At 70.0% G+C, this 24,025-nt stretch carries 23 protein-coding genes; 7 read left to right on the plus strand and 16 right to left on the minus strand.

From position 1 onward, the window contains the following. Entirely contained in the window at positions 1–669 is a 669-nt protein-coding gene (locus FV234_RS05915; RefSeq protein ID WP_147751572.1) for a GntR family transcriptional regulator, read from the plus strand. A gap of 15 nt (positions 670–684) precedes the next feature. Here FV234_RS05915 and FV234_RS05920 read toward each other — a convergent pair whose 3' ends face one another. Both FV234_RS05920 and cynS read right to left on the minus strand, forming a co-directional pair. Beyond that, complete coding sequence (locus FV234_RS05920; RefSeq protein ID WP_147828370.1) at positions 685–912, minus strand: hypothetical protein; 228 nt, start codon at positions 910–912, stop codon at positions 685–687. 149 nt (positions 913–1,061) lie between these two features. Beyond that, positions 1,062–1,550 carry a cyanase gene (cynS, locus tag FV234_RS05925; protein WP_147751574.1) on the minus strand — a complete coding sequence of 163 codons (489 nt, stop codon included), beginning with the start codon at positions 1,548–1,550 and terminating at the stop codon, positions 1,062–1,064. 212 nt (positions 1,551–1,762) lie between these two features. Between cynS and FV234_RS05930 the strand changes: the two genes are divergently transcribed. The 3 genes from FV234_RS05930 to FV234_RS05940 all read left to right on the plus strand — a co-directional run bounded on the left by FV234_RS05930 (position 1,763) and on the right by FV234_RS05940 (position 5,736). Next, a complete protein-coding gene (locus tag FV234_RS05930; protein ID WP_281407947.1) occupies positions 1,763–3,664 on the plus strand; it encodes a sigma 54-interacting transcriptional regulator in 1,902 nt (633 codons plus the stop codon). A 72-nt stretch (positions 3,665–3,736) separates the two neighbouring features. After that, positions 3,737–4,741, plus strand: a complete 1,005-nt coding sequence (locus tag FV234_RS05935) for a tyrosine recombinase XerC (protein ID WP_147828371.1) — start codon at positions 3,737–3,739, stop codon at positions 4,739–4,741. A 116-nt stretch (positions 4,742–4,857) separates the two neighbouring features. Next, entirely contained in the window at positions 4,858–5,736 is an 879-nt protein-coding gene (locus FV234_RS05940; RefSeq protein WP_147751576.1) for a response regulator, read from the plus strand. Between the two features lie 41 nt (positions 5,737–5,777). Here FV234_RS05940 and lpdA read toward each other — a convergent pair whose 3' ends face one another. The 11 genes from lpdA to gloB form a co-directional block, all read right to left on the minus strand. Next, on the minus strand, positions 5,778–7,181 hold the full coding sequence (gene lpdA, locus FV234_RS05945; protein WP_147828372.1) for a dihydrolipoyl dehydrogenase: 1,404 nt from the start codon (positions 7,179–7,181) through the stop codon (positions 5,778–5,780). Positions 7,182–7,256: 75 nt separating this feature from the next. Then, the gene (locus FV234_RS05950) at positions 7,257–8,012 is read right to left on the minus strand and encodes an SDR family oxidoreductase (RefSeq protein WP_147828373.1); all 756 of its coding nucleotides are present in this window, start codon (positions 8,010–8,012) and stop codon (positions 7,257–7,259) included. Next, complete coding sequence (locus FV234_RS05955; protein ID WP_147828374.1) at positions 8,009–8,332, minus strand: pentapeptide repeat-containing protein; 324 nt, start codon at positions 8,330–8,332, stop codon at positions 8,009–8,011. The genes FV234_RS05950 and FV234_RS05955 overlap by 4 nt, the downstream gene beginning before the upstream one ends. Further along, the gene (locus tag FV234_RS26600) at positions 8,313–8,723 is read right to left on the minus strand and encodes a hypothetical protein (protein WP_238271020.1); all 411 of its coding nucleotides are present in this window, start codon (positions 8,721–8,723) and stop codon (positions 8,313–8,315) included. The genes FV234_RS05955 and FV234_RS26600 overlap by 20 nt, the downstream gene beginning before the upstream one ends. A 30-nt stretch (positions 8,724–8,753) precedes the next feature. After that, positions 8,754–10,067: a 2-oxoglutarate dehydrogenase complex dihydrolipoyllysine-residue succinyltransferase gene (gene odhB, locus FV234_RS05965; RefSeq protein WP_147828375.1), complete on the minus strand. Its 1,314-nt coding sequence runs from the start codon at positions 10,065–10,067 to the stop codon at positions 8,754–8,756. 86 nt (positions 10,068–10,153) lie between these two features. After that, a complete protein-coding gene (locus FV234_RS05970; protein WP_147828376.1) occupies positions 10,154–13,153 on the minus strand; it encodes a 2-oxoglutarate dehydrogenase E1 component in 3,000 nt (999 codons plus the stop codon). A gap of 215 nt (positions 13,154–13,368) precedes the next feature. Then, positions 13,369–14,253, minus strand: coding sequence for a succinate--CoA ligase subunit alpha (gene sucD / locus FV234_RS05975; protein WP_147751582.1), 885 nt, complete (start codon positions 14,251–14,253; stop codon positions 13,369–13,371). A 6-nt stretch (positions 14,254–14,259) separates the two neighbouring features. After that, a complete protein-coding gene (sucC, locus tag FV234_RS05980; RefSeq protein WP_147763815.1) occupies positions 14,260–15,456 on the minus strand; it encodes an ADP-forming succinate--CoA ligase subunit beta in 1,197 nt (398 codons plus the stop codon). A 139-nt stretch (positions 15,457–15,595) separates the two neighbouring features. Then, the gene (gene mdh / locus FV234_RS05985; protein WP_147828377.1) at positions 15,596–16,558 is read right to left on the minus strand and encodes a malate dehydrogenase; all 963 of its coding nucleotides are present in this window, start codon (positions 16,556–16,558) and stop codon (positions 15,596–15,598) included. Between the two features lie 293 nt (positions 16,559–16,851). Beyond that, positions 16,852–17,448 carry a TetR family transcriptional regulator gene (locus FV234_RS05990; RefSeq protein WP_238271022.1) on the minus strand — a complete coding sequence of 199 codons (597 nt, stop codon included), beginning with the start codon at positions 17,446–17,448 and terminating at the stop codon, positions 16,852–16,854. A 335-nt stretch (positions 17,449–17,783) separates the two neighbouring features. Continuing rightward, the gene (gene gloB, locus FV234_RS05995) at positions 17,784–18,551 is read right to left on the minus strand and encodes a hydroxyacylglutathione hydrolase (RefSeq protein ID WP_187273599.1); all 768 of its coding nucleotides are present in this window, start codon (positions 18,549–18,551) and stop codon (positions 17,784–17,786) included. A gap of 196 nt (positions 18,552–18,747) precedes the next feature. Here gloB and FV234_RS06000 point away from each other — a divergent pair, with 196 nt between their 5' ends. Together FV234_RS06000 and FV234_RS06005 are read left to right on the plus strand one after the other, a co-directional pair. Further along, positions 18,748–19,482 carry a class I SAM-dependent methyltransferase gene (locus tag FV234_RS06000; protein WP_147751586.1) on the plus strand — a complete coding sequence of 245 codons (735 nt, stop codon included), beginning with the start codon at positions 18,748–18,750 and terminating at the stop codon, positions 19,480–19,482. 206 nt (positions 19,483–19,688) lie between these two features. Beyond that, the gene (locus FV234_RS06005; RefSeq protein ID WP_147828379.1) at positions 19,689–20,495 is read left to right on the plus strand and encodes a MarC family protein; all 807 of its coding nucleotides are present in this window, start codon (positions 19,689–19,691) and stop codon (positions 20,493–20,495) included. A gap of 10 nt (positions 20,496–20,505) precedes the next feature. On the opposite strand, the gene FV234_RS06010 is transcribed toward FV234_RS06005, so the two are convergent. Both FV234_RS06010 and FV234_RS06015 read right to left on the minus strand, forming a co-directional pair. Next, a complete protein-coding gene (locus FV234_RS06010) occupies positions 20,506–21,039 on the minus strand; it encodes a hypothetical protein (protein WP_147828380.1) in 534 nt (177 codons plus the stop codon). A gap of 94 nt (positions 21,040–21,133) precedes the next feature. After that, complete coding sequence (locus tag FV234_RS06015) at positions 21,134–22,138, minus strand: hypothetical protein (RefSeq protein ID WP_147828381.1); 1,005 nt, start codon at positions 22,136–22,138, stop codon at positions 21,134–21,136. A 348-nt stretch (positions 22,139–22,486) separates the two neighbouring features. On the opposite strand from FV234_RS06015, the gene FV234_RS26085 reads away from it, so the two are divergent. After that, positions 22,487–22,648 (plus strand): hypothetical protein, encoded by a 162-nt coding sequence (locus tag FV234_RS26085; RefSeq protein WP_187273592.1) that lies wholly within the window; start codon positions 22,487–22,489, stop codon positions 22,646–22,648. Positions 22,649–22,952: 304 nt separating this feature from the next. Here FV234_RS26085 and FV234_RS06020 read toward each other — a convergent pair whose 3' ends face one another. Beyond that, the gene (locus FV234_RS06020) at positions 22,953–23,996 is read right to left on the minus strand and encodes a cytochrome c peroxidase (RefSeq protein ID WP_147763820.1); all 1,044 of its coding nucleotides are present in this window, start codon (positions 23,994–23,996) and stop codon (positions 22,953–22,955) included. Between the last annotated feature and the right edge of the window lie 29 nt (positions 23,997–24,025).

The raw sequence follows: 24,025 nt of genomic DNA on the forward strand, positions 1-24,025 counted from the left end.
ATGGACGCGGGCGAGGCCACCGAGGAGCGGACGCTGATCTCCGAGCGCATCCGCGACGCGCTCAGCGACGCCATCGCGGCGGGCGAGCTCGCCGCCGGCACGGTCTTGGACGAGCAGACCCTGGCCGACCGCTTCGGCGCCTCGCGCACTCCCGTGCGGGAGGCCCTGCGTCAGCTCGCCTTCGGCGGCCTGGTGGAGCAGCGACCGCGCCGCGGCATGGTCGTCGCGCGGATGACGCCCGAGCGGATCATGGACATGTTCGAGGCGACAGCCGAGGTCGAGGCCCTGTGCGTGCGGCTCGCGACCTACCGCATGCGCCCGCTCGAGCTCAGCGCCCTGATGGACCTCCACCATCGCTCCGGCGCGGCGGTCGAATCCGGAGACCTCGACGCCTACGACGGCCTGAACCGCCAGTTCCACGAAGGGCTCTACGCCGCCACCCACAACGGGTTCCTCGCCGAGCAGGCGCTGGCGATCCGCACGCGGCTCTCGGCCTTCCGCCGCACCCAGCTCCGCCAGGGCGACCGCATCCGGCATTCCCATGGCGAGCACGGCGCGATCCTCGCCGCGATCGCGGAGGGCGACGGCGAGGCGGCGGCGCGGCGCATGCGGGCGCACATGCTCAACGCCGCCGGTGCGCTCGGACGCTACATCGCCGAACACGCCTGACGGGTGAGACCCGGCTCAGCCGGCGGCGCGGCCCTCGGTGATCCGGCGGAGGTGGTCCAGGATCTCCCGGCGCTGCTCGGCGCGGTCGAGGGTCGCCCAGAGGCGCAGCAGCTCGACGCTCTCGGCGATCCGGTCGCCCTCCTCGCAGCCACCGAAGAACGCCGTCGCCGGGATGCCGAGCGCCGTCGCGAGTTCCTTGAGCACCGAGTTCCCGGGGCGTCCCGTCTCGTCGTCCGCTGTCAACGCGTTCCCCTACGAGTCTTTCGTTCCGGCCGGGAGGCGTCGGCCGGCATCGCCCGGCGCCGACCGCCCGGCAAAGCTTCCACGGAAACCGGCGCTCCCGGCAAGGGGCGATGGTCGGTTCCCGTGACACCGAAGCGGCTGGTGCCGGCTCAGCCTTCCTTGAAGCCGTATTCCGGCACGCCGTCCTCGCTGCCGTAATACTTGTAGGGCAGGAACTTGCCCGACATGCCGAGCTTGACGCGGTCGCCCTTGTTGTTGGCCTCGCGCTCCATGGTCATGTTGAAGTCGATCGCCGACATGATGCCGTCGCCGAACTCCTCCTGGATCAGCTCCTTGAAGGTGGTGCCGTAGACCATCACCAGCTCGTAGAACCGGTAGATCAGCGGGTCGGTCGGCGGCAGCGAGGGGATCGAGCCGCGATAGGGCGCCTCGTTCAACATCCGCTCCTCGGATTCGGTGAGCCCGAACAGGGCGGCGGCCTTGGCGGCCTGCGCCTTCGGCAGCTTCATCTGACCCATGCAGGCGGCGGTGATCAAGATCGGCGACAGGCCGCCGATCTCGTCCTGGATGAACTTCCAGGTCCAGCCCTTGTCGCGCTTGATGTCGAGGAGCTTTTCGGTGAGGTCTTCGCGCTTCATGTCGGACATCCCTCGGGCTTGCAGGATCGGTCTGGCCCGGCGATCGAGCCGGGCCGGCCACGAGCTTGCGCAAGCGATGTGCCAGCCGGACGCCTTCCAAAAAGCTTCGCTGAGACAGAGCTTTGGCCCACGATGGGCAGACCACGAGATTTCGTGTACCATGAAATCTCGTGGCCGTACCACGAGATGTCGTAGCGGGTGCGGTGACCGCCTTGGGTGATGCGACCGACCATCTCGGACCCGTCTTCGAGCAGCACCGCGAGGCGATGCTGGTGATCGAGCCGGAGGCCGACCGGATCGTCGACGCCAACCCCGCTGCAGCCCGGCTGCTCGGCTACGACCGGGCGGCGCTCCGCGCGATCGCGGCGAGCGCGTTGCATCCCGGCCAGCGGACGGCGCTGATCGTGTTCACGGAAGCCGCCTTCGCCAACGGGCAAGGGTGGTCGCAGGCGCTGGAACCGCGCCACGCGGACGGGCGCAGCCTACGCCTGGAATATGCCGGGAGCCCGCTCGCCGGCGACCCCCCGCGGCTGCTCGTGACCCTGTCCGACCTCGAGGCCCGCGGGCGCCGGGTCGTCGACGGGCAGGCCGACGACCACATGCGGGCCGGCGTCGCCGAATGGCAGCGGGTCGAGCGAATCTTCCGCGACATCGAGCGCGAGAACCAGCTGATCCTGCGCGCCGCGGGCGAGGGCATCTACGGCGTCAACGCCGACGGGGCGACCACCTTCGTCAACCCGGCGGCCGAGCGCATGCTCGGCTGGCGCGCCGCCGACCTCGTCGGCAAGGACATGCACGCCACCGTGCACCACACCCATCCCGGCGGCACGCCCTACCCGCACCGCGACTGCCCGATCTACGCGGCCTTCCGCGACGGCGCGGTGCACCAGGTCGAGGACGAGGTGTTCTGGCGGCGCGACAGCACCGCGTTCCCGGTCTCGTACACTTCGACGCCGATCCGGGACCGCGGGCGGCTGCTCGGCGCCGTCATCGTGTTCCGCGACATCAGCCAGCGGCGCGAGGCCGAGGAGCGGCTGCGCAGCGCGCTGGCCGAGGTCGACTCCCTGCGCGAGCGGCTGGAGCTGGAGAACGCCTACCTCAAGGAGGAGATCCGGCAGGAGCGGCACCACCAGGGCATCATCGGCCGCTCGCCGGCCATCGCGGCGACGCTGCGGCAGGTCGACCTCGTGGCCGGCACCGACGCCACCGTGCTCGTCACCGGGGAATCCGGCACCGGCAAGGAGTTGATCGCGCGGGCGATCCACGAAGCCAGCCGCCGACGCGACCGGCCGATGATCCGCGTGAACTGCGCCGCCGTGCCGCGCGAGCTGTTCGAGAGCGAGTTCTTCGGCCATGCCCGAGGCGCCTTCACCGGCGCCCTCCGGGACCGCGTCGGGCGCTTCGAGCTCGCCGACGGCGGCACGCTGTTCCTCGACGAGGTCGGCGAGATCCCCCTCGACCTCCAGGGCAAGCTGCTTCGGGTGCTGCAGGAGCGCTCGTTCGAGCGCGTCGGCGAGGCGCGCACCCGCGCCGTCGACGTCCGCCTCGTCGCCGCCACCAACCGCGACCTGCGCGAGGAGGTGCGCCGGGGGCGGTTCCGCGAGGACCTGTACTTCCGCCTCAACGTCTTTCCCCTAGCCGCGAGCCCGCTGCGCGAGCGGCCGGAGGACATCGCGTCGATCGCCCAGCACTTCCTCAAGGGCGCCGCCCGCCGCCTCAACATCCCCGAGCCGCGCCTGACCGAGGGCGACGCCCGCCGCCTCGCCCGCTACGCCTGGCCCGGCAACGTGCGCGAGCTGGAGAACGTGATCGAGCGCGCGGCCATCCTGGCGGTGCGCGGCCGCCTGCGCTTCGACCTGCCGGAGACCGAGCCGCCGCGCCGGGCCGACGCGGCGGCACCCACCCTCCCCGCCGACCGGCCGCCGACGGAGGCCGACCGCCGGGCCCGCGACCGCGCCGAGATCGCCGCCGCCCTGGCGCTGACCGGCGGCAAGGTGTTCGGCCCGGGCGGCGCCGCCGAACTGTTGGGCCTGCGCCCGACGACCCTGGCCTCGCGGATCAAGGCCATGAGAATCAAAGAGACCGGACTGAAGGAGACCGGGAACGGCCGTTAACCGCCCCGCAACCGCGGCCGCGTCCAGTGGCGAGCTGCGTTCGAAGCGGGCGCGTGTCGCGAGGAAGACCGGATGCCCACCTCAGCCGCGACGGACGCCGCCCTCTTCGCGATGCCGGGCGACGCCGCCCTGCGCGACGCCGCCCACGCCTGGAGCCGCAGCCTCGCGGCCGAGCGGCGGATGTCCGACAACACGGTCGAGGCCTACGAGCGCGACCTGCGCCAGTTCCTGCACCACCTCGACGCCCGCGCCGGCACGCCGACCATCGCCGCGATCGTCGCGCTGAAGCCGCGCGACGTCCGCGCCTTCATGGCCGCGCGCCGGGCCGACGACGTCGGCGGGTGCTCGCTGATGCGGGCGCTGGCGGGCCTGCGCTCCTTCGCCAAGTACCTGGAGCGCGAGGGCCACGGCACCGTGGCGGCGCTCGGCGCCGTACGCTCGCCCAAGGTCGAACGACGCCTGCCGCGGCCGCTGCCGGTGGCCGCCGCCCGCGCGCTGACCGAGGCATCCCTGCGGGCCGACGAGGATCGCGAGCCCTGGATCCTGATGCGCGACGCGGCGGTGCTGGCGCTGCTCTACGGTGCGGGCCTGCGCATCTCGGAGGCGCTCGGGCTGACGCGCCGGGATGCGCCGGTGCCCGGCATCGATGCGGTGACGGTGCTCGGCAAGGGGGCGAAGCAACGGATGGTGCCGGTGCTGCCGGTGGTGGCCGAGGCGGTGGCGGCCTACCTCGCCGCCTGCCCGCACCCGCTGCCGGGCGACGGCCCGCTCTTCGTCGGAGCCCGGGGCGGTCCGCTCTCGCCGCGGATCATCCAGTACGTCGTCGCCCGGGCGCGCGGCGGCCTCGGGCTCCCCGACAGCGCGACGCCGCACGCCCTGCGACATTCCTTCGCGACCCATCTCCTGGCGCGCCAGGGCGAGCTTCGGGCGATCCAAGAGTTGCTCGGCCATGCCTCGCTCTCGACGACGCAGCTCTACACCAAGGTCGACGCGGCCAGGCTGATGAGCGCCTTCGACGCGACCCACCCGCGCGCAGGCCGACACCCGCCACGGAGGACCGCGCAAGACTTGATTTAAGTTACAAACGCCTTTTAGTGCGGTCGAAAGACCAGCTGCCTATTCCTCGGACAATTAAGCTTGCCGAGAGGATTACACTCTACGCTTGTGCGATCGTGACGGGACAGGCGAGAACCATGGCGGACGGACACGCCGGAATAGGAGAGGCGACGCGGGCGCTGCAGGCCGGCGCCGTGCTCATCGCCGACCGCGACGCCCGTCGCCGGGCCGAACTCGCGGCTGTGGTGGCGCGCTTCAATCCCGGAGCCACGGTCGTCGAGACGGACTCGGGCGAAACGCTGATCGAGCTCGCCCTCGCTCACAAGCCGGCCCTGGCCTTCGTTGGCCTTCAGCTCGAAGGCTTGAGCGGCCCGGAGGCGGTGGCGGTGGCGCGCAAGCGCGGCGCGGCCCTGCCCTGCCTCGTGCTGATCGCCGCCCGCGTCTTCGCACAGTGGCAGGAACTCGCGGTGTCGCTCGGCGCCTACGAGGTGCTGAAGGTGCCCCTCGACACCGACCACATCGAGAGCCTGCTGCACGCCGACGCCCGGCGCCGGCAGTCGACGCGCATCCTTCTCGCCTCCTCGTCGGATGCGGCGCGTGCGGCGATCGGACGGGTGCTCGGGCGCAGCGGCTTCGCCCTGGAGATCGACGAGACGGATTGCGGCCGCCACGCGTTCAAGCTCCTCAAGAGCGACGCCTACCCCCTCGCCTTCGTCGACGTGAAGCTCGGCGGCATCGACGGCCTCGAGCTCGCTTGCCAAGTGCAGCCGCTGGGCCTTTCGACCCATCTCACCGTGCTCACCACCGGCGATCCCGAGCCGATCGCCCAGGCGGCGCGCTACTTCGGCGCCGCCTTCGTGCTGCGGATGCCGTTCCACGCCCGCGACATCGACCTCGCGCTCCATCACGCGTTCGGCCTGCGGCGGCCGTACCTGCTGAACGCGATCACCGCTCCGCCGGCCCCGACCGCTCTGTTGCGCATCGCCGCCCTCGCCCCGCACCGCCGCTCGGCCTGAGCGGAGGGCAGGGACAAACAGGAGGCGCGGCTGCGCGATCCTCAGACGTGGATCGCGCGCTTGCCGACCGCGAGCGCGGCTTCCTTCACCGCTTCCGTCAGGGTCGGGTGGGCGTGGCAGGTGCGGGCGATGTCCTCGGCCGAGGCCCCGAACTCCATCGCCACCGCCACCTCGGCGATGAGGTTGCCGGCGTCGGCGCCGACGATGTGGACGCCGAGCACCCGGTCGCTCGCGGCATCCGCCAGCACCTTCACGAAGCCCTCGGTGGTGCCGTTGGCCTTGGCCCGGCCGTTGGCCGTGAACGGGAACTTGCCGCTGTTGTAGGCGATCCCGTCCTTCTTCAGCTCCTCCTCGGTCTTCCCCACCGAGGCGACCTCCGGGTAGGTGTAGACCACATTCGGGATCACCGCGTAGTTCACGTGGCCCGACTGGCCCGCCAGGATCTCGGCCACCGCGACGCCCTCGTCCTCGGCCTTGTGGGCGAGCATCGGCCCGGCGATCACGTCGCCGATGGCGTAGATGCCGGTGACGTTGGTGGCGTAGTGGCTGTCGGTCTCGATCCGGCCCTTGTTGTCGAGGCGGACGCCGACCCCGTCGAGGCCGAGCCCCTCGGTGTAGGGCACGCGGCCGATGGCCACGAGCACCACGTCGGCCTGGATCGTCTCGGCCGCTCCGCCCGCCGCCGGCTCGACGGTGACCGTGGCGGCGCCGTCAGCCACCGCGACGCCGGTGACCTTGGTCGAGAGCTTGAAGGCGATGCCCTGCTTGGCCATGATCCGCTGGAACTGCTTGCCGACCTCGCCGTCCATCCCCGGCAGCACGCGGTCGAGGTACTCGACCACGGTGACCTCGGCGCCGAGCCGACGCCAGACCGAGCCGAGCTCGAGCCCGATCACGCCGGCGCCGATCACCAGGAGCCGCTTCGGCACGGCCGCGAGTTCGAGCGCGCCGGTGGAGGAGACCACGATCGTCTCGTCGATCTCGACGCCGGGCAGGCGCGTCACGTCCGAGCCGGTGGCGATGACGATGTTCTTGGTCTCCAGCATCTGGTTGCCGCCGTCCTCGGACGTGACCTCGACGCGGCCTGCGCCGGCGATCTTGGCGGTGCCGTGGAAGGTCTCGACCTTGTTCTTCTTCAGGAGGAACTCGACGCCCTTGGTGTTGCCGGCGACGCCCTCGGCCTTGAAGCCCTGCATCTTGGCCAGGTCGAGCTTGACCGTGCCGACGTCGATGCCGAGGTCGGGGAAATGCTTCGTCGCCTCCTCGAAGGCCTCGGAGGCGTGCAGCAGCGCCTTCGACGGGATGCAGCCGACGTTGAGGCAGGTGCCGCCATGGGTCGCGCGCTTCTCGACGACGGCGGTGCGCAGGCCGAGCTGCGCGGCGCGGATGGCGCAGACATAGCCGCCGGGGCCGGTGCCGATGACGACGAGATCGTAGGTGCTCATGGGTCTGTTCGTTCCTGCATTCGCGTGCGGCGACCGCCGGGGCGGGTCGCTGCTGGATTCATTCGTTCGTCGGCGTCACCGGCCGCCCGAGACGTCGAGGATGGCGCCGGTGGTGTAGGCCGCCTCGTCGGAGAGCAGCCAGAGCACCGGGGCGGCGACTTCGTCGGCGGTGCCGGCGCGCTTCATCGGCACGCCCGGCCCCATCGCGGCGGCCTTGTCGGGCGTGCCGCCGCTGGCATGGATCTCGGTGTCGATGATGCCGGGTGCCACCGCGTTCACCCGGATGCCCGCATCCGCCACCTCGCGGGCCAGCCCGATCGTGAAGCTGTCGATCGCCCCCTTCGAGGCGGCGTAGTCCACGAACTGTCCGGCTCCGCCCAGCCGCGCCGCGATCGACGAGACGTTGACGATGGCACCGCCGCGTCCTCCAACCTTCGTCGACATCCGCCGCACCGCCTCGCGGGCGCAGAGGAACGAGCCGACGACGTTGGTCGCCATCATGCGATGGAGGCGGGCTGCACTCATCTCGGACACGGGTGCGGGCAGATCGACCACGCCCGCGTTGTTGACCAGCGCCGTAACGGTCCCGAGACGGTCGGCGGCCTCGAACAGGGCGACGATTTCAGCCTCCTCCGCCACGTCGCAGCGCACCGCGACGGCCTGCCCGCCCTCGGCTTCGATCGCCGCGACCGCCGTCGCGGCGGCCTCCGCGTCGGAGACGTAGCTCAGGCAGACGCGGTAGCCGCGCTTCGCCGCGAGCAGCGACACAGCACGGCCGATGCCGCGACCGCCGCCGGTGACGACCACGACCTTTTTCGCGAGATCCGTCACGAGGCGATATCTGCGGGGGACTCGACCGCATCGCGCAGCCGACTGCAGTCGATGTAGTCCGGCAGCACGGTGCGTGCATCGATCACGGCACTGGCCAGTTGCTCGACCGTGAGGTTCTTCGCACCGGTGAGGTCCGCGCCGCGTAGGATCGTCCCGACCAAGCGGGCACCTTCAAAATTCGATCGGGTAAAACGCGCGTTGCTGGCATCCGCGCCGGAAAGCTCAGCATCGCGAAGGTCGGCGTTGCTGAGATCGGTCTGCCGGATGAAAGCACCGCGCAGATTGCGTATGGGACGATCTCTAGGCGACAGGCTTGTCATCGTCCGCAATCCTCATGCGCAGGGTCGCCATGATGGCTTGAACGTCGACCGGTGGATCCAAGTCCCGATAATCCGCCTGCCGTTCCCGCAAAATCGCTTGCAGCAGTTCGAACACTGGATTGGCTAGGTCGGAAAAGTCTCTTCCTATCTCACGTAAGACGTAGATCGCGGCGAGGCGCACCTCAAGGCGCTCGTCGCCGAGCTGTCCGGCGGCGCGGTTGAACAGCTCCGTCACGTGAGTGCGTCGGGCCAGTTCCGCTTGCGTCGCCGCGGAACTGGCCTGCGCCCGCTCCGGTGTAAGCGTCCACCACGCGAGGATCACGCCACCGAAGGCCGCAAGCGCAAGGCCGACGTTCCGGACGATCTTCGAAACGAGGATCCAAGTTTGCATCCGGCCGCGTCCAGAAGCCTACGCCTCCGTTCACAGGTCCAGGACGAGCCGCGCCGGATCCTCCAGCGCCTCCTTCACCCGCACCAGGAAGGTCACCGCCTCCTTCCCGTCGACGATGCGGTGGTCGTAGGAGAGGGCGAGGTACATCATCGGCCGCGCCTCGATCTTGCCGTTGCGGACCACCGGGCGCTCCTCGATGCGGTGCATCCCGAGGATGCCCGATTGCGGCGCGTTGAGGATCGGGGTCGACATCAGCGAGCCGTAGATGCCGCCGTTGGTGATGGTGAAGGTGCCGCCCTGCATCTCGTCGATGGAGAGCTTGCCGTCGCGGGCCTTCTTGCCGAAGCCCGAGATCGTCTTCTCGATGCCGGCGATCGACAGGTCGTCGGCGTTGCGCACCACCGGCACCACGAGGCCCTTGTCGGTCCCGACGGCGATGCCGATGTGGTAGTAGTTCTTGTAGACGAGGTCCGGCCCGTCGATCTCGGCGTTGACCGCCGGCACGTCCTTGAGCGCGCCGATCACCGCCTTGGTGAAGAAGCCCATGAAGCCGAGCTTCGTGCCGTGCTTCTTCTCGAAGATGTCCTTGTACTGGCTCCGCATCGCCATCACGGCCGACATGTCCACGTCGTTGAACGTGGTCAGCATCGCGGCGGTGTCCTGCGCGTCCTTGAGACGGCGGGCGATGGTCTGACGGAGCTTCGTCATCCGCACGCGCTCCTCGCGGGCGGCGTCGTCCGGCTTCGAGGCCGGGCGCGGCGGCGTCGGGCGCGCCTCCTTGGCCGGGGCGGGGGCCGCCTGCGCGGGGCCCTTCGATGACTGGTCGCCCTTCGCGATCGCGCCGAGCATGTCGCCCTTGGTGACGCGGCCGTCCTTGCCGCTGCCGTTCACGCTCGCCGGATCGATGCCGGATTCGCGGGACAGCTTGCCCACCGCCGGACCGTTGTCGTCGGCCGAGCGGGCGGCCGGGGGCGCCGCGTCGCCGTGGTTGCCGTAGCCGGCGGCCGACTCCTTGGCCGGCGCCGCCTCGACCGCCTTCGCGTCGGGGGCGGACGCCTTCGCTGCCTCGGTGTCCTTCTTCGGCGCGGGCTTGGCGGCCCCGCCGCTCGCCTCGACGATCGAGCCGAGGAGCGCGCCCGGCTCCACCGTCTCGCCGTCCTTGACCAGGATCTCGCCGAGCTCGCCGGCGGCCGGGGCGTTGACCTCGAGGGTCACCTTGTCGGTCTCGAGCTCGACCAGGGGCTCGTCGGCCGCGACCGTGTCGCCCGGCTTCTTGAACCAGCGGCCGATGGTGGCCTCGCTGACGGATTCGCCGAGCGTCGGGACGAGGATGTCGGTTGCCATGTTTCTCACGCCGGATCGGTTGGGCCGTACCGGACGGCCGGGATAGGGTGCGGCGGCCCATCAGGAGCCGCCGCGTCGTCGAAAGGTCAGACCGCGAGGGCCTCGTTGAGGAAGGCCTGGAGCTGCGCCTGGTGCTTCGACATCTGCCCGACGGCGGTCGAGGCGGAGGCCGGGCGGCCGACGTAGCGGGCGCGCTTCACCGCGGAGCCGGCCTGGCCGAGCACCCATTCGAGGTAGGGCTCGACGAAGGCCCAGGCGCCCATATTCTTGGGCTCCTCCTGGCACCACACCACCTCGGCGTTGCGGAAGCGGCCCATCTCGTTCGCCAGCGCCTTGAGCGGGAACGGGTAGAGCTGCTCGACGCGCAGCAGGTAGACGTCGTTGACGCCGCGCTTCTCGCGCTCCTCGAACAGGTCGTAGTAGACCTTGCCCGAGCACAGCACGACGCGGCGGACCTTGTCGTCGCGCACCAGCTTGACGCCGCCCTCCTCGTGCTCGGCGTCGTCCCAGAGGATGCGGTGGAAGGTCGAGCCCTCCGCCAGCATGTCGAGGCTCGACACCGCCCGCTTGTGGCGCAGCAGCGACTTCGGGGTCATCAGCACCAGCGGCTTGCGGAAGTCGCGCTTCAGCTGGCGCCGCAGGATGTGGAAGTAGTTCGCCGGCGTGGTGCAGTTGGCGACCTGCATGTTGTCCTCGGCGCAGGACTGCAGGTAGCGCTCCAGGCGCGCGGACGAGTGCTCCGGGCCCTGGCCCTCGTAGCCGTGCGGCAGCAGCATCACGAGGCCGGACATGCGCAGCCACTTACGCTCGCCGGACGCGATGAACTGGTCGATGACCACCTGCGCACCGTTGGCGAAGTCGCCGAACTGCGCCTCCCACAACACGAGGGCGTTCGGTTCGGCCGCCGAGTAGCCGTACTCGAAGCCGAGCACCGCCTCCTCGGAGAGCATCGAGTTGATGACCTCCAGCGGCGCCTGGCCCTCGCGGATCGCGTTCAGCGGCGTGAAGCGCTGCTCGTTCTCCTGGTCGATCACCACGGCGTGGCGCTGCGAGAAGGTGCCGCGCTCGACGTCCTGGCCCGAGAGCCGGACGCGGTTGCCGTCGAGCATGGTCGCGCCGAAGGCCAGCGCTTCCGCCGTCGCCCAGTCGATGCCGACGCCGGTCTCCACCGCCTTGGCGCGGTTGTCCATGAAGCGCTGGATCGTCCGGTGCAGGTGGAAGCCGGGGGGCGCCTGGGTGATCTTGCCCGCGATCTCGCGCAGGGTCTCGGCCGGCACGCCGGTGCGGCCGCGGCGCGGGTCGTCCACGTCCTCGTGCACGGCCTTGAAGCCGGACCAGCGCCCGTCGAGCCAGTCGGCCTTGTTGGCCTTGTAGGTGCCGGCGACCTCGAGTTCGGCGTCGAGGATCGCCCGGAACTCGGCCTTGCGGGCGTCGTAGGCCTCCTGGCTCAGGGTGCCGTTCTCGATCAGCTTGCGGGCGTAGCTCTCCAGCACCGAGGTGTGCTTGCGGATGCGCTGGTACATCTTCGGCTGGGTGAAGGCCGGCTCGTCGCCCTCGTTGTGGCCGAAGCGGCGGTAGCACAGCATGTCGATCACGACCGGCTTGCCGAACTTCTGGCGGTACTCGACGGCGACCTTGGTGGCGAAGGTCACGGCCTCGGGGTCGTCGCCGTTACAATGGAAGATCGGCGCCTCGACCATCTTCGCCACGTCGGACGGGTAGGGCGACGAACGCGAAAAGCGCGGATCGGTGGTGAAGCCGATCTGGTTGTTGATGATGAAGTGGATCGAACCGCCGGTGCGGTGGCCCTTCAGGCCCGAGAGCCCGAGGCACTCCGCGACCACGCCCTGGCCGGCGAAGGCCGCGTCGCCGTGGATCAGCAGCGGCATCACGCTGGCGCGCACCACGTTGGGCTTGGCGCGCTGGTCCTGCTTCGCGCGGACCTTGCCGAGCACGACGGGATCGACGATCTCGAGGTGCGACGGGTTGGCGGTGAGCGACAGGTGGACGTTGTTGCCGTCGAAGGCGCGGTCGGACGAGGCACCGAGATGGTACTTCACGTCGCCCGAACCCTCGACCTCGGCCGGCGAGGCCGAGCCGCCCTTGAACTCGTTGAACACCGCCCGGAAGGGCTTCGCCATCACGTTGGTGAGCACGTTGAGGCGGCCGCGGTGGGCCATGCCGAGTACGATCTCGCGCACGCCGAGCGCGCCGCCGCGCTTGATGATCTGCTCGAGGGCCGGGATCATCGCCTCAGAGCCGTCGAGGCCGAAGCGCTTGGTGCCGGTGTACTTGAGGTCGAGGAACTTCTCGAAGCCCTCGGCCTCGATCAGCTTGTTGAGGATCGCGCGGCGGCCTTCCGGCGTGAACGAGATCTCCTTGTCCTTGCCCTCGATGCGCTCCTGCAGCCATGCCTTCTCCTCGGGATCGGAGATGTGCATGAACTCGACGCCGAGCGTCTGGCAGTAGGTCCGCTCCAGGATCGCGACGATCTCGCAAATCGTGCCGAATTCCAGCCCGAGCACGTTGTCGAGGAAGATCGGCCGGTCCCAATCGGATTCGAGGAAGCCGTAATGCTGCGGATGCAGCTCCTCGTGGTCGCCGCGGGGCGCGAGGCCGAGCGGATCGAGCTTGGCGTGCAGGTGGCCGCGCATGCGGTACGAGCGGATCAGCATGATCGCGCGGACCGAATCCTTGGTCGCCTGTTCCACCGACACGCCGGTCCGGGTGGTGACCGCGAGGCCGTCGGCGGGCTTGCCGGGCCTCTGCTCGGCCTTCTCCGCGCCCTTGGCGAGGATCTTCTCGCCGACCGCCTTCTCCAGGGTCGCCCAGTTGCCGTCGAGGGCCGAGACGATCTCGCCGTTGGCCGGAACCGGCCAGTTCGGCTTGGTCCACGAGGCGCCGGCGGCGTTCTTCTCGACCAGGGTCTCGTCCTCGCCCAGGCCCTTGAAGAAGGTCTGCCACTCGGGGTCGACCGAGGACGGGTTGCGGGCGTAGGCCGCCTGCAGTTCCTCGATGTAGGCGGCGTTGCCGCCATAGAGGAACGAGGTCTCCAGCAGCGCTTCGTTCACGTCCTGGCGTGCCATCGGCGGGTCATCCTGTCCTTGCGGGCTCTCCGCCGGCGCGCGAGAGCCGCGTCATCGCGCGGGAGGCGCCTCCGCTCGGGGAGACTCGGGCCGCGCTGCGATTCCTTGCAGGCGCGCGAAGCGGCGCCTCGTCGTCCATCATATGGCGTCACGGGCTTGCGTGCGCTGCAACACAGCCGCGCGCGGGGTCATACGCGCGCGGCTGTCACTGGGTTTCAGCCCTTGAGGACCTCGACGAGCGTCGAGCCGAGGCGCGCGGGCGAGGGCGAGACGCGGATGCCCGCGGCCTCCATCGCCGCGATCTTGTCCTCGGCGCCGCCCTTGCCGCCGGAGATGATCGCGCCGGCATGGCCCATGCGGCGGCCCGGAGGCGCGGTGCGGCCGGCGATGAAGCCGACCATCGGCTTCTTGCGGCCGCGCTTGGCCTCGTCGGCCAGGAACTGCGCCGCCTCCTCCTCGGCCGAACCGCCGATCTCGCCGATCATCACGATCGACTTGGTCTTCTCGTCGGCGAGGAACAGTTCCAGCATGGAGATGAACTCGGTGCCCTTCACCGGGTCGCCGCCGATGCCGACCGCCGTGGTCTGGCCGAGGCCCGCGGTCGAGGTCTGGAATACCGCCTCGTAGGTTAGCGTGCCCGAGCGCGAGACGATGCCGACCGAGCCCGGCTTGAAGATGTTGGCCGGCATGATGCCGATCTTCGATTCGCCCGCCGTGACGACGCCGGGGCAGTTCGGCCCGATCAGGCGCGACTTCGAGCCTTCCAACGCGCGCTTGACCCGCACCATGTCGAGCACCGGAATGCCCTCGGTGATGCAGACGATCAGCGGCATCTCCGCCGAGATCGCCTCGCAGATCGCGTCGGCCGCGCCCGGCGGCGGCACGTAGACCACGGACGCGGTCGCGCCGGTGGCCTCGCGGGCCTCGCCGACCGTGTCGAAGACCGGCAGGCCGAGGTGCTTGGACCCGCCTTTGCCCGGCGAGGTACCGCCGACCATCTTGGTTCCGTAGGCCATCGCCTGCTCGGAGTGGAAGGTCCCGTTCTTGCCGGTGAAGCCCTGGCAGATGACCTTGGTGTTCGCGTCGATGAGGATGGACATGGTGCTTCAGCCCTTCTTCACGGCGGCGACGATCTTCTGCGCGGCGTCGTCGAGGTCGTCCGCCGGGATCACGTTGAGGCCGGAGCCGCTGATGATCGCCTTGCCTTCCTCGACGTTGGTGCCCTCGAGGCGCACGACGAGCGGCACCTCCAGGCCCACCGCCTTCACCGCCGCGATCACGCCGCGGGCGATGACGTCGCACTTCATGATGCCGCCGAAGATGTTGACCAGGATGCCCTTCACCTGCGGGTCGGCGGTGATGATCTTGAAGGCCGCGGTGACCTTCTCCTCGGTCGCGCCGCCGCCGACGTCGAGGAAGTTGGCCGGCTCCTCGCCGTAGAGCTTGATGATGTCCAGCGTCGCCATGGCGAGGCCGGCGCCGTTGACCATGCAGCCGATCGTGCCGTCGAGCGCGATGTAGGCGAGGTCGTATTTCGAGGCCTCGATCTCCTTGGCGTCCTCCTCGGTCTCGTCGCGCAGCGCGACGATATCGGGGTGACGGTAGAGCGCGTTCGAATCGAACGAGATCTTGGCGTCGAGGCACTTGAGGTGGCCGTCGCCGGTGAGGACCAGCGGGTTGATCTCGAGCATGCTCATGTCCTTGGCCGTGAAGGCCGCGTAGAGCTTGTTCGTGAGGTCGGCGGCTTCCTTGGCCTGGGGACCCGTGAGGCCGAGCGCCTTGGCGACCGCGCGGCCGTGGTGGGGCATGATGCCGGTGGCCGGATCAACCGAGAAGGTGACGATCTTCTCAGGGGTGTCGTGGGCCACCGTCTCGATGTCCATGCCGCCTTCCGTCGAGACGACGAACGCGACCTGGCCGGTCTCGCGGTCGACCAGCATCGACAGGTAGAACTCGGCCGCGATCTGCGCGCCTTCCTCGATGTAGAGCCGGTTGACCTGCTTGCCGGCCTCGCCGGTCTGGATCGTCACCAGCGTCTGGCCGAGCATCTCGCCGGCGAACTGCTTCACCTCGTCGATCGACTTGGTGACGCGCACGCCGCCCTTGGCGCCGGCCGGCGCCCCCTTGAAGGTGCCCTTGCCGCGGCCGCCCGCGTGGATCTGGCTCTTCACCACCCAGACCGGGCCGCCGAGCTCCTTGGCGGCGGCCTCGGCCTCCTCGGGCTTGAAGATCGCGACGCCCTTGGAGACGGGCAGCCCGAACTCCTTCAGCACCGCCTTGGCTTGGTATTCGTGGATGTTCATCGAAGGACCCTCTCCGTCATTCCGGGGCGCCGGAGGCGAGCCCGGAATCCAGAGCCGCTGTCGCGGCAAACTGGAGCACCACCTGTGGTTCTGGATCCCGGGCTCCGCTTCGCGGCCCCGGGACGACAAACGTCGTGGCTCAGGCGAGCGCGGGATTCACCGTCTTGCAGGCCTCGATCAGCGTGTTCACCGCGCCGACCGACTTGTCGAACATCGCCTTCTCGGCCGCGTCGAAGGTTACCTCCAGCACGCGCTCGACGCCGTTCTCGCCGATCACGACGGGGACGCCGACATACATGCCGGAGATGCCGTACTGGCCGTCGAGGTAGGCGGCGCAGGGCAGCACCCGCTTCTTGTCCTTGAGATAGCTCTCCGCCATCGCGATGGCGGAGGCCGCCGGCGCATAGAAGGCCGAGCCGGTCTTGAGCAGGTTGACGATCTCGCCGCCGCCCTTGCGGGTACGCTCGACCATGGCGTCGAGCTTCTCCTGGGTGGTCCAGCCGAGCTTGACCAGGTCGGTCAGCGGCACGCCGGCCACCGTCGAGTAGCGGGTGAGCGGCACCATGTCGTCGCCGTGGCCGCCGAGCACGAAGGCGGTGACGTCCTCGACCGAGACCTTGAACTCTTCGGCCAGGAAGTGGCGGAAGCGGGCCGAGTCGAGCACGCCGGCCATGCCGACAACCTTGTTCGTCGGGAGCCCGGAGAACTTCTGCAGCGCCCAGACCATGGCGTCGAGCGGGTTGGTGATGCAGATCACGAACGCGTCGGGCGCGTTCTCCTTGATGCCGGTGCCGACGGCCTCCATGACCTTCAGGTTGATCCCGATCAGGTCGTCGCGGCTCATGCCGGGCTTGCGCGGCACGCCGGCGGTGACGATCACCACGTCGGCGCCCTTGATCGCCGAATAGTCGCTCGCGCCGGAATACTTGGCGTCGAAGCCGTCGACGGGCGCCGATTCGGCGATGTCGAGCGCCTTGCCCTGCGGCACGCCGTCGACGATGTCGAACAGCACGACGTCGCCGAGGTCCTTCAGACCGGCGAGGTGCGCCAGCGTTCCGCCGATCTGGCCGGCGCCGATGAGCGCGATCTTGCTGCGTGCCATGTCCGAGACGTCTCCAGCTATGCGTGAAAGGTGAGGCGCGGCCTGCGGGCGGCGCGACGTTCGAAATCCGACTCGAAGCGGCGCCCGATGCGGCGGTTTTTCCTGCGCGGCTGTGTGGCCGAAAAGCACCGCTCCATCAACCCGATGGAGTCGGGCCTAGCAGGGTTCGGGCCAGGAGGGAGACGCGGCGCAAAACGAAAAGCCCTCGAAAAGCCAAGCTTTCCGAGGGCTTTGCGAGCGGAACGATGCCGCCGGCGATGCGCTATGACAGATTCGAAAACCTGTCATTCCGCTCAGAGGATGCCAGCGCGCAGCACCCTTTGGATCGCGTGGATGACCGCACCGAAGCGGGCGTCGACGAGGTCGCGCGGCACCTCGGCGTCGTGCTGAATCGCCAGCGGATGGGTGAAGCGGTAGCTCGCGTCGAAGATGAAGGCGATGGCGCGTTCGCGGTCGCGGGCCGAGAAGGTGCCGGTGGCCATGCCCTCCTCGATCACCCGCTCGACCAGGCTGCGCAGGCGCACCCGATGGCGGCGTGCGATCGGCCGGGCGGCGACGGTGGCGTCGAGGTGGACCGCGAACAGGTTCGGTTCGTCCTGGAGCGCGTCGCGCTGCAGGGCGGCGAGCGCGGTGAGCAGGCGCTCGATCTTGTCGTCGGCCGGGTCCGGCGCGTCGGCGATGCCGGCCAGCCGGGTCTCGATGTCGCGAAGCCAGCGGCCGGCGACGGCGTCGAGCAGGGCGTCCTTCGAGGGGAAGTAGCGGTAGACGTTGGCGTGGGTCATGCCGGCTTCGGCCGCGACCGCGACGACGGTGACGCGCTTGGGCCCGAGCCGAGCCAGGTGTTCGGTGGCGATCCCGAGCAACCGCACGTCGGCGGAGATGGGGGCCACCCGGGAGCGGGCGGCCGCCGGGGTGCGGGCCGGGTTGTCCGGATCGGCCGGAGGTCGGTTCGCCGCGGGCGGCGCCTTGGCGGCCGGCTCGACGGCGGACTGCTCTTCGGAGCGCGGCGTTGAATCCGGCTGGAGGAAGGGAAGCGGAAGGCGTGAGGACGAAAGGTGGTAAGGCGAGACGGACCCCCATCTGACCGAAAGAAGCGGGAACACGCTTCCGTTGACGTCGAGCCTCCCTTGAGGAGCCTATCGATCAAGACGGTTGAGCGCCTGTCGAACGTCGTATGTTCACTTCTCTTTGAGAACGCAACAAAATTTCCTTGTAAACCTGTGCGTCAGAAGCGGTTCTTCCAATCTCGCAGTGCAACAAAAACTGTTTCGGGGTCAACGTCTTCACCGAAGCCGACCGCCGACTTGAGTGCCGGCAGGTTGCAGCGCAGGAACGGGTTGGTCGCCCGCTCCTCTGCCATCGTGGAGGGAACCAGGAAGCCGCCGGTCGACTTGAGCTTTTCGGCTTCCCGCATACGTTGCAGCAGGTCGGCGTTGCCGGGCTCTGCTGCGGCTGCGAAGCGGGCATTGGACAGCACGTAGTCGTGCCCGCTGAACACGCGCGTCGCGTCGGGCAGCGGCAGGAACCGCTTCAGCGAGCGCCACAGGATCTCGGGCGGGCTTTCCATCACGCGGCCGCAGCCGAGGGTGAACAGGGTGTCGCCCGAGAACACGATTCCCGAATCGGCGAACCAGTAGGTGACGTGGTCGGCGCAGTGCCCCGGCGTCTCCCAGACCTCGGCCGAGAGGTCGCCGACCCGGACGGTGTCGCCCTCGGACACCGTGACGTCCACGTCGGGGATCGCCGCGCCGGCCTTCGCGGGCGCCGTCACGCGGGCGCCGGTGGCGCGCTTGACTTCGGGGATGCCCTCGATGTGATCGCCGTGGCGATGGGTGACGAGGATGTCGGTGAGATGCCAGCCGGTCTCCTTCAGCATCGCCAGGACGGGTGCGGCCTCCGGCACGTCGATCGCCGCGCAGGCGCCGGTGGCGGGGTCGCGCATCAGCACGCCGACGTTGTCGCTGCGGCACAGGAAGGTGCGGATCTCGGGCACTGTCGCCATGAAGGCGTCTCCGGGCTGGCGCCCCCTACCGGGCGCCTTCCGCGGTGAACGGGTGCCGAAACCGGGGGGTTCCCCGCCGCGCGAGGCCGCAAGTCGCCCGTCGCGCCTTGCCGCGGCGATGGCACGGCCCCATTGAATCCGCATCGCCGGCCGCCGGCCCATACGAACGCCGCCCCGCCTCACGCCCATGCGCCTCGACGTCACCGACCTGCGGGCCTTCTACGCCACGCCGCTGGGCGCCACGACGCACCGGATCGTCGCCCGCACGCTCCACGGCTTCCTCGGCTCGGTCTCGGGCCTGCGCGTGCTCGGGCTCGGCTACGCGGTGCCCTATCTCGGGCCGGTGCACTGCATCGCCGAGCGGACGCTGGCCTTCATGCCGGCGACGCAGGGGGTGGTGAACTGGCCCGGCGCCGGCCGCTCCTGCTCGGCGCTGGCCGACCCGACCATGATGCCGCTGCCGGACGCGGCGATCGATCGGGTGATCCTAGTGCACGCGTTGGAGGCGGTGGAGAGCCCGACGGAACTCCTCAAGGAGGTCTGGCGCACCCTGACGCCGGGCGGCCGGATGATCCTGGTGGTGCCCAACCGCCGCGGGGTCTGGGCGCGGCGCGACGCGACGCCGTTCGGCCACGGCCAACCCTACAGCCGCTCGCAGCTCGGCCGGCTGATGCGCGACACGCTGTTCTCGCCGGAGGGCTGGGCCGAAACGCTGTACATGCCGCCCCTGCGCTCGCGGGTGATGCTGCGGACCGCCGGCGCCTGGGAGCGCGTCGGGACCGGCCTCTCGCTGCCCTTCGCCGGCCTCCACGTGGTGCATGCCACCAAGCAGCTCTACCGCCCGATCGCCGTGCAGCAGGTCCACCGCGCCCGCCGCCTCGCCCCCGCCCGGGTGCTCGTGCCGGCGCCCGCGCCGGGGTGAGGGGTTTTCCGCCGCGATGTCGCGCGGAGGCACGGGTTCGCCGTAGACAGGCGCCTCCCGGCGGGGGATGCGGAATGACGAACGGGACGCTCGCGTTCCGTCCACCGGGTTCAGGCATCGTGCCGGCTGCGGAAATCCGAGAGGCGCATGCCGCGAGCGGAAGGCACATGCCGTGAGCGGAAGGCACATGCCATGAGCGACGAAGCATGAGCGTCGAAGCGGCCATCCAGCAGTTCCTGCTCGCGCTTTCGAGCCTGTTCTCGATCGTGAACCCGCTCGGCGGGGCGCTGATCTTCGCGCAGGTGACGGCGGGGCACAGCCACGACGACCGGGTCTGGCTCGCCGGCCGGATCGGCGGGTACGCGCTGCTGATCATGCTGGCGGCGCTCTGGGCCGGCGCGCCGATCCTCAACTTCTTCGGCGTGTCGCTCGGCGCGCTGCGGATCGCCGGCGGCCTCGTCGTCGGCGCCTCCGCCTGGGGGCTCCTCAACCGGCCGGAGGCGCGCGAGGCGCGCAAGCAGGCCGAGGTCTCCTCGACGACGGGCCAAGGGGCGACCGCCCAGGCCGCGAACCAAGGGGCGGCCGCCCAGGCCGCGAACCAAGAGGCGACGGCGCAGACTGCGAAGGCGGCGTCCGTCAAGACGGTCGAGCCGACGCCGGCGGACGGCCAGAAATCCGTCGACCCGCTGTCCGAGATCGCGTTCTTTCCGCTCACCTTGCCCTTCACCACGGGGCCGGGCACCATCGCGGTGGCGATCACCCTCGGCTCGAACCGCCCGGCGCTGATGGCCGACCGGCTCGGCTTCTACGTCGGCGTGTCGCTGGCCGCGCTCGGCGTCGCCGCGACGGTGGCGCTGATCTACGCCTCGGCCGACCGGGTGGTGAGCCTGCTCGGGCCGATCGGCGCGCGGGTGCTCGGCCGGCTGTTCGCGTTCCTGCTGCTCTGCGTCGGCACGCAGATCACCATCAACGGGGTGATCGACGTGTTCGGGCCGCTGCTCACCGCGCGCTGAGACGCCCCCGTCAGCGTGCGACCTCGGTCCGCGCCAGACCTTCGATCCGGTCGAGCCAGCGTTCGAGGCGCGCCCGGTTGCCGGCGGCGTCGAGCACCCCGAATTGCGGGCAGGCGTAGAGGACGAGCGTGGAGCGGCCCTCGCCGGCCCCGACGATCGCGACGGCGACCGTATCCGGTAGCCGCAGCCATTCGGAGCGGACGACGTAGCGATCCTCCTCGGCCCAGCGGGCCTGGAAGGCCAGCTCGGTGCGCGGCTCCTCGGCCGCCACCTGGGCGACGATGGTGCGCAGGCGATCGCCCGGGACCGGCAGCACCGGCGGCACCCGGTCGGAGGCGGCGCGACACTGCCCGGGCGGGCAGGCGAGCGCATCGCCCGGGCGGCGCGTCAGGGTCGCGAAATCGACCGCGCCGCGATCGGGCGCCCCGAACAGCAGCCACAGATCCTCGATGCCGCCGGGCTCGGGTCCCCGCGCCACCAGCACGCCGCCGACGAGCGCGAGCCCGCCCAAGGCCAGCGCACCGGCCGCCCTCCCCCACCGCACCGTGATCCTCCGCGCCTTCGTCCCGAGCGCTTCGCTTTAAACGAAAACGGCCCCCTCGCGGGGGCCGTTCGCCACATCCGTCGCGTCGATCCAATCAGATGACGGGCGCCGAGAACAGTGCGCCGTACATCGCGGCGTGGCCGACGTAGTAGAGCGTGAGGAAGCCCGTGAGCGCCACCGCGTAATAGGCAGGAGCCAGCGCCACGTCGCGCCGGCGGACGGCGATGCGGGCGTCGTCGGCGGCGATGGCGACCAAGACCACGATGATCCCGGAATGGCCGATGGCGTCGACCTTGCCGAACTCGAACACCGCGGAGACGAAGATCGCGGCCAGGATGATCGCCGCGGTCCGGCGCACCAGGGGCGTCCAGATCAGGGCGAAGGCCAGGGTGAACTCGACGACGCCGGCGGCCTTCATGAACAGCTCAGGGGACGCACCGAAGGTCATCTCGGGCTTGGCGGCCAAGAGCGGCGCGGTCCATTCCGGGTAGGCCCACTTCTCGACCGAGGCCCACATCAGGGTCACGGCGGCGGCGGCGCGGACCACGTCGAGGGGGCGGATGCCGTAGAGGGTGCGGTTCAGGCCGGTGAGGATCAGGTAGGCGGCGACGCCGAGGAACACTGGATAGTCGGCCAAGTGGAACGCGCCGTAGCACCAGGTGGCGTAGCCGAACAGGACGACGATGCCGGCGCCGGCCAGCGGCAGGGTGCGGTGCCAGATCAGGCAGGTGGCGAGCGCCAGCTGGAACCACGGGATCCAGGCCGCGTCGGTCTTGAGCTCGGGGGTGAGGATGATGCCGCCCATCGTCCAGAGCGAGACGAAGAAGAAGCCCAGCGTCGCCCGCACCAGCAACCCGGTGTCGGCCCGCACCCGCGTGGTGACCCGGTCGAGCGCGTTCAGGAGCGCCGTACCGAGGGGGGTGCCCTCGGCGAGGCAGCCGAACATCAGGCACAGGATCGACAGGCCGACGAGCCATTCGAAATCGAGGCAGAGCACCTGTTCGAGGCCGCGGGGCTGGCCGGCGACGTCGAAGGCGCAGAACCACTTCACGTGGGCGCTGGCCTCGCTGCTGGCCAGAACGATCGCCGGGAGGGCCATGGCGCCGGCAAGAAACGGAGAAGAACAGCGCCACTCGGAAAACCGCATCGAAGCCTCGCACCGACCCGCCAGAACAGTCCCCACGCCTGCATTTAGGACTAAGCCGATCGACTTCGCCAAGGGTTTGTTAACATCCATGTCGAAAAGGTTAACGCTGTGGGAAGCGTGTAGAACTGGCTGTACGCGATCTCAGTCGAGACGGCTCGCCCCGGCAACGCGGCATTCAGCATGGGCCGTGATTCCGCCGGGCGCCCCCGCCCCGGCAAGACTTCGCTCAGTGTTCGCCGGTCATCGTGCCCGGGCCGGATGACCACGTCGCCGGCCGGACCCAGCGCGAGGACGCGACGGATGATCGGTTTGACAAGTGTGGTCAGTCTCGGGGCCGGGATCGGTCTCGCCGCGTTCGCGCCCCGGGCGGGCCTGCGCGCCCACGCCTTCGAGTCCTGCGGCGGCCTGCTGCTGGTGGCCGGCCTCGCGCTGCTCGGCTCGGGGCTACCACTGTTCCGCTAGAGCATTTTCCGTGATCTCTGGATCACAGAAAATGCTCTAACCTGCTGTGTGGTCGCATTTTCTTCACGCGAGCCGGCATCCACCTCGCTTGAAAATGCTTTAGCGCGGGGCGTCGTGCGAACCGTCATCCATCCCGCTTGAAGATGCTCAGCGTCGTCGTGGACGACGCGCTGCGTCAACGCCCGGTTCGAGAAAGACTTATACCGAGTCTCAAGGGTAGGAACCCATGAGGTCCGGCGGATTGCCGCCGCCCCGCAGTCGCGGGGGCCAGACCTCGATGAGTCGGGCTCATCGAGGTCTGGTATTACGGCCGCGGTGCGGCCTCGGTCAGATCCGCCAGGGCGGGTCCGGTCCCGGGCTCGGAGTTCAGCGTGCGCAGGAAAGCCAGCAGGTCGGCCTTCTCGTCCGCGCTCAGGTTGAGCGGGCGGATCTCCGGCGAGCGGCTCGGCCGGTCGATGCCGCCCCGGTCGTAGAGGTCGATCACCGCCTCCAGCGCCGCGATCGACCCGTCGTGCATGTAGGCGCCGCGGCCCGCGACCTCGCGCAGGCCCGGGGTCTTGAAGGCGTAGCGCAGGACCTGCGAGTTCGTGACGAAGCGCCCGCGGCCGAGGTCGGCGCCGACGGCCGTGCCGATGTCGTGGAAGGAGCCGTCGGTGAAGGCCCAGCCGCCGTGGCAGGCGGCGCAGTTCGCCCGGCCGTTGAACAGGTCGAAGCCGCGCTTGGCCGCGACCGGGATCGCCGCCTCGTCGCCGGCGATCCAACGGTCGAACGGGCTGGCGCCGGACACGATGAGGCGCTGGAAGGTGGCGAGCGCCGCCTCGATCCGCGCCTTGGTCACGCCCGGGTCGGCATAGGCCTCCTTGAAGGCGGCGACGTAGGCGGCATCCGCCGAGAGGCGGGCCACGGCGTCCTCGACCGGCAAGCCCATGTTGCCGGGGGCGCTGATCGGCACGAACGCGACGCTTTCCAGATCGCGGAACTTGCCGTCCCAGCCGAGCCGGCCCTCCTGCCAGGCGAGGTTGAGCAGGGTCGGGGTGCGCAGGTCCGTGTCGGAATCGGCGCGGGTCGGCGCGCGCCGGCGCCCGTCCGCCCAGGCGAGGTCGGGCAGGTGGCAGGTCACGCAGGCGCGGTCGCGGTCGGCCGAGAGGATCGGGTCGAAGAACAGTTTTCGGCCGAGAACGGCCTTGGCCCGGCTGTAGGGGTTTTCGTCGGGGAACGGGATCGTCGCCGGAGCGGCATAGGTCGCGCGCCAGGCGGCGCGCTGCGCCACCCCTGAATCGGTCGCCGACCCGGTGACCGCGCCGAGCATCGCAATTGCGGTGACTCCACCGCCGAGCTTCCATCGCATCCCTGAGCTCCTAGGGAGCGTACCTACGA

This window comes from Methylobacterium sp. WL8 (genome assembly GCF_008040045.1).
Classification (GTDB): Bacteria; Pseudomonadota; Alphaproteobacteria; order Rhizobiales; family Beijerinckiaceae; genus Methylobacterium; species Methylobacterium cerastii.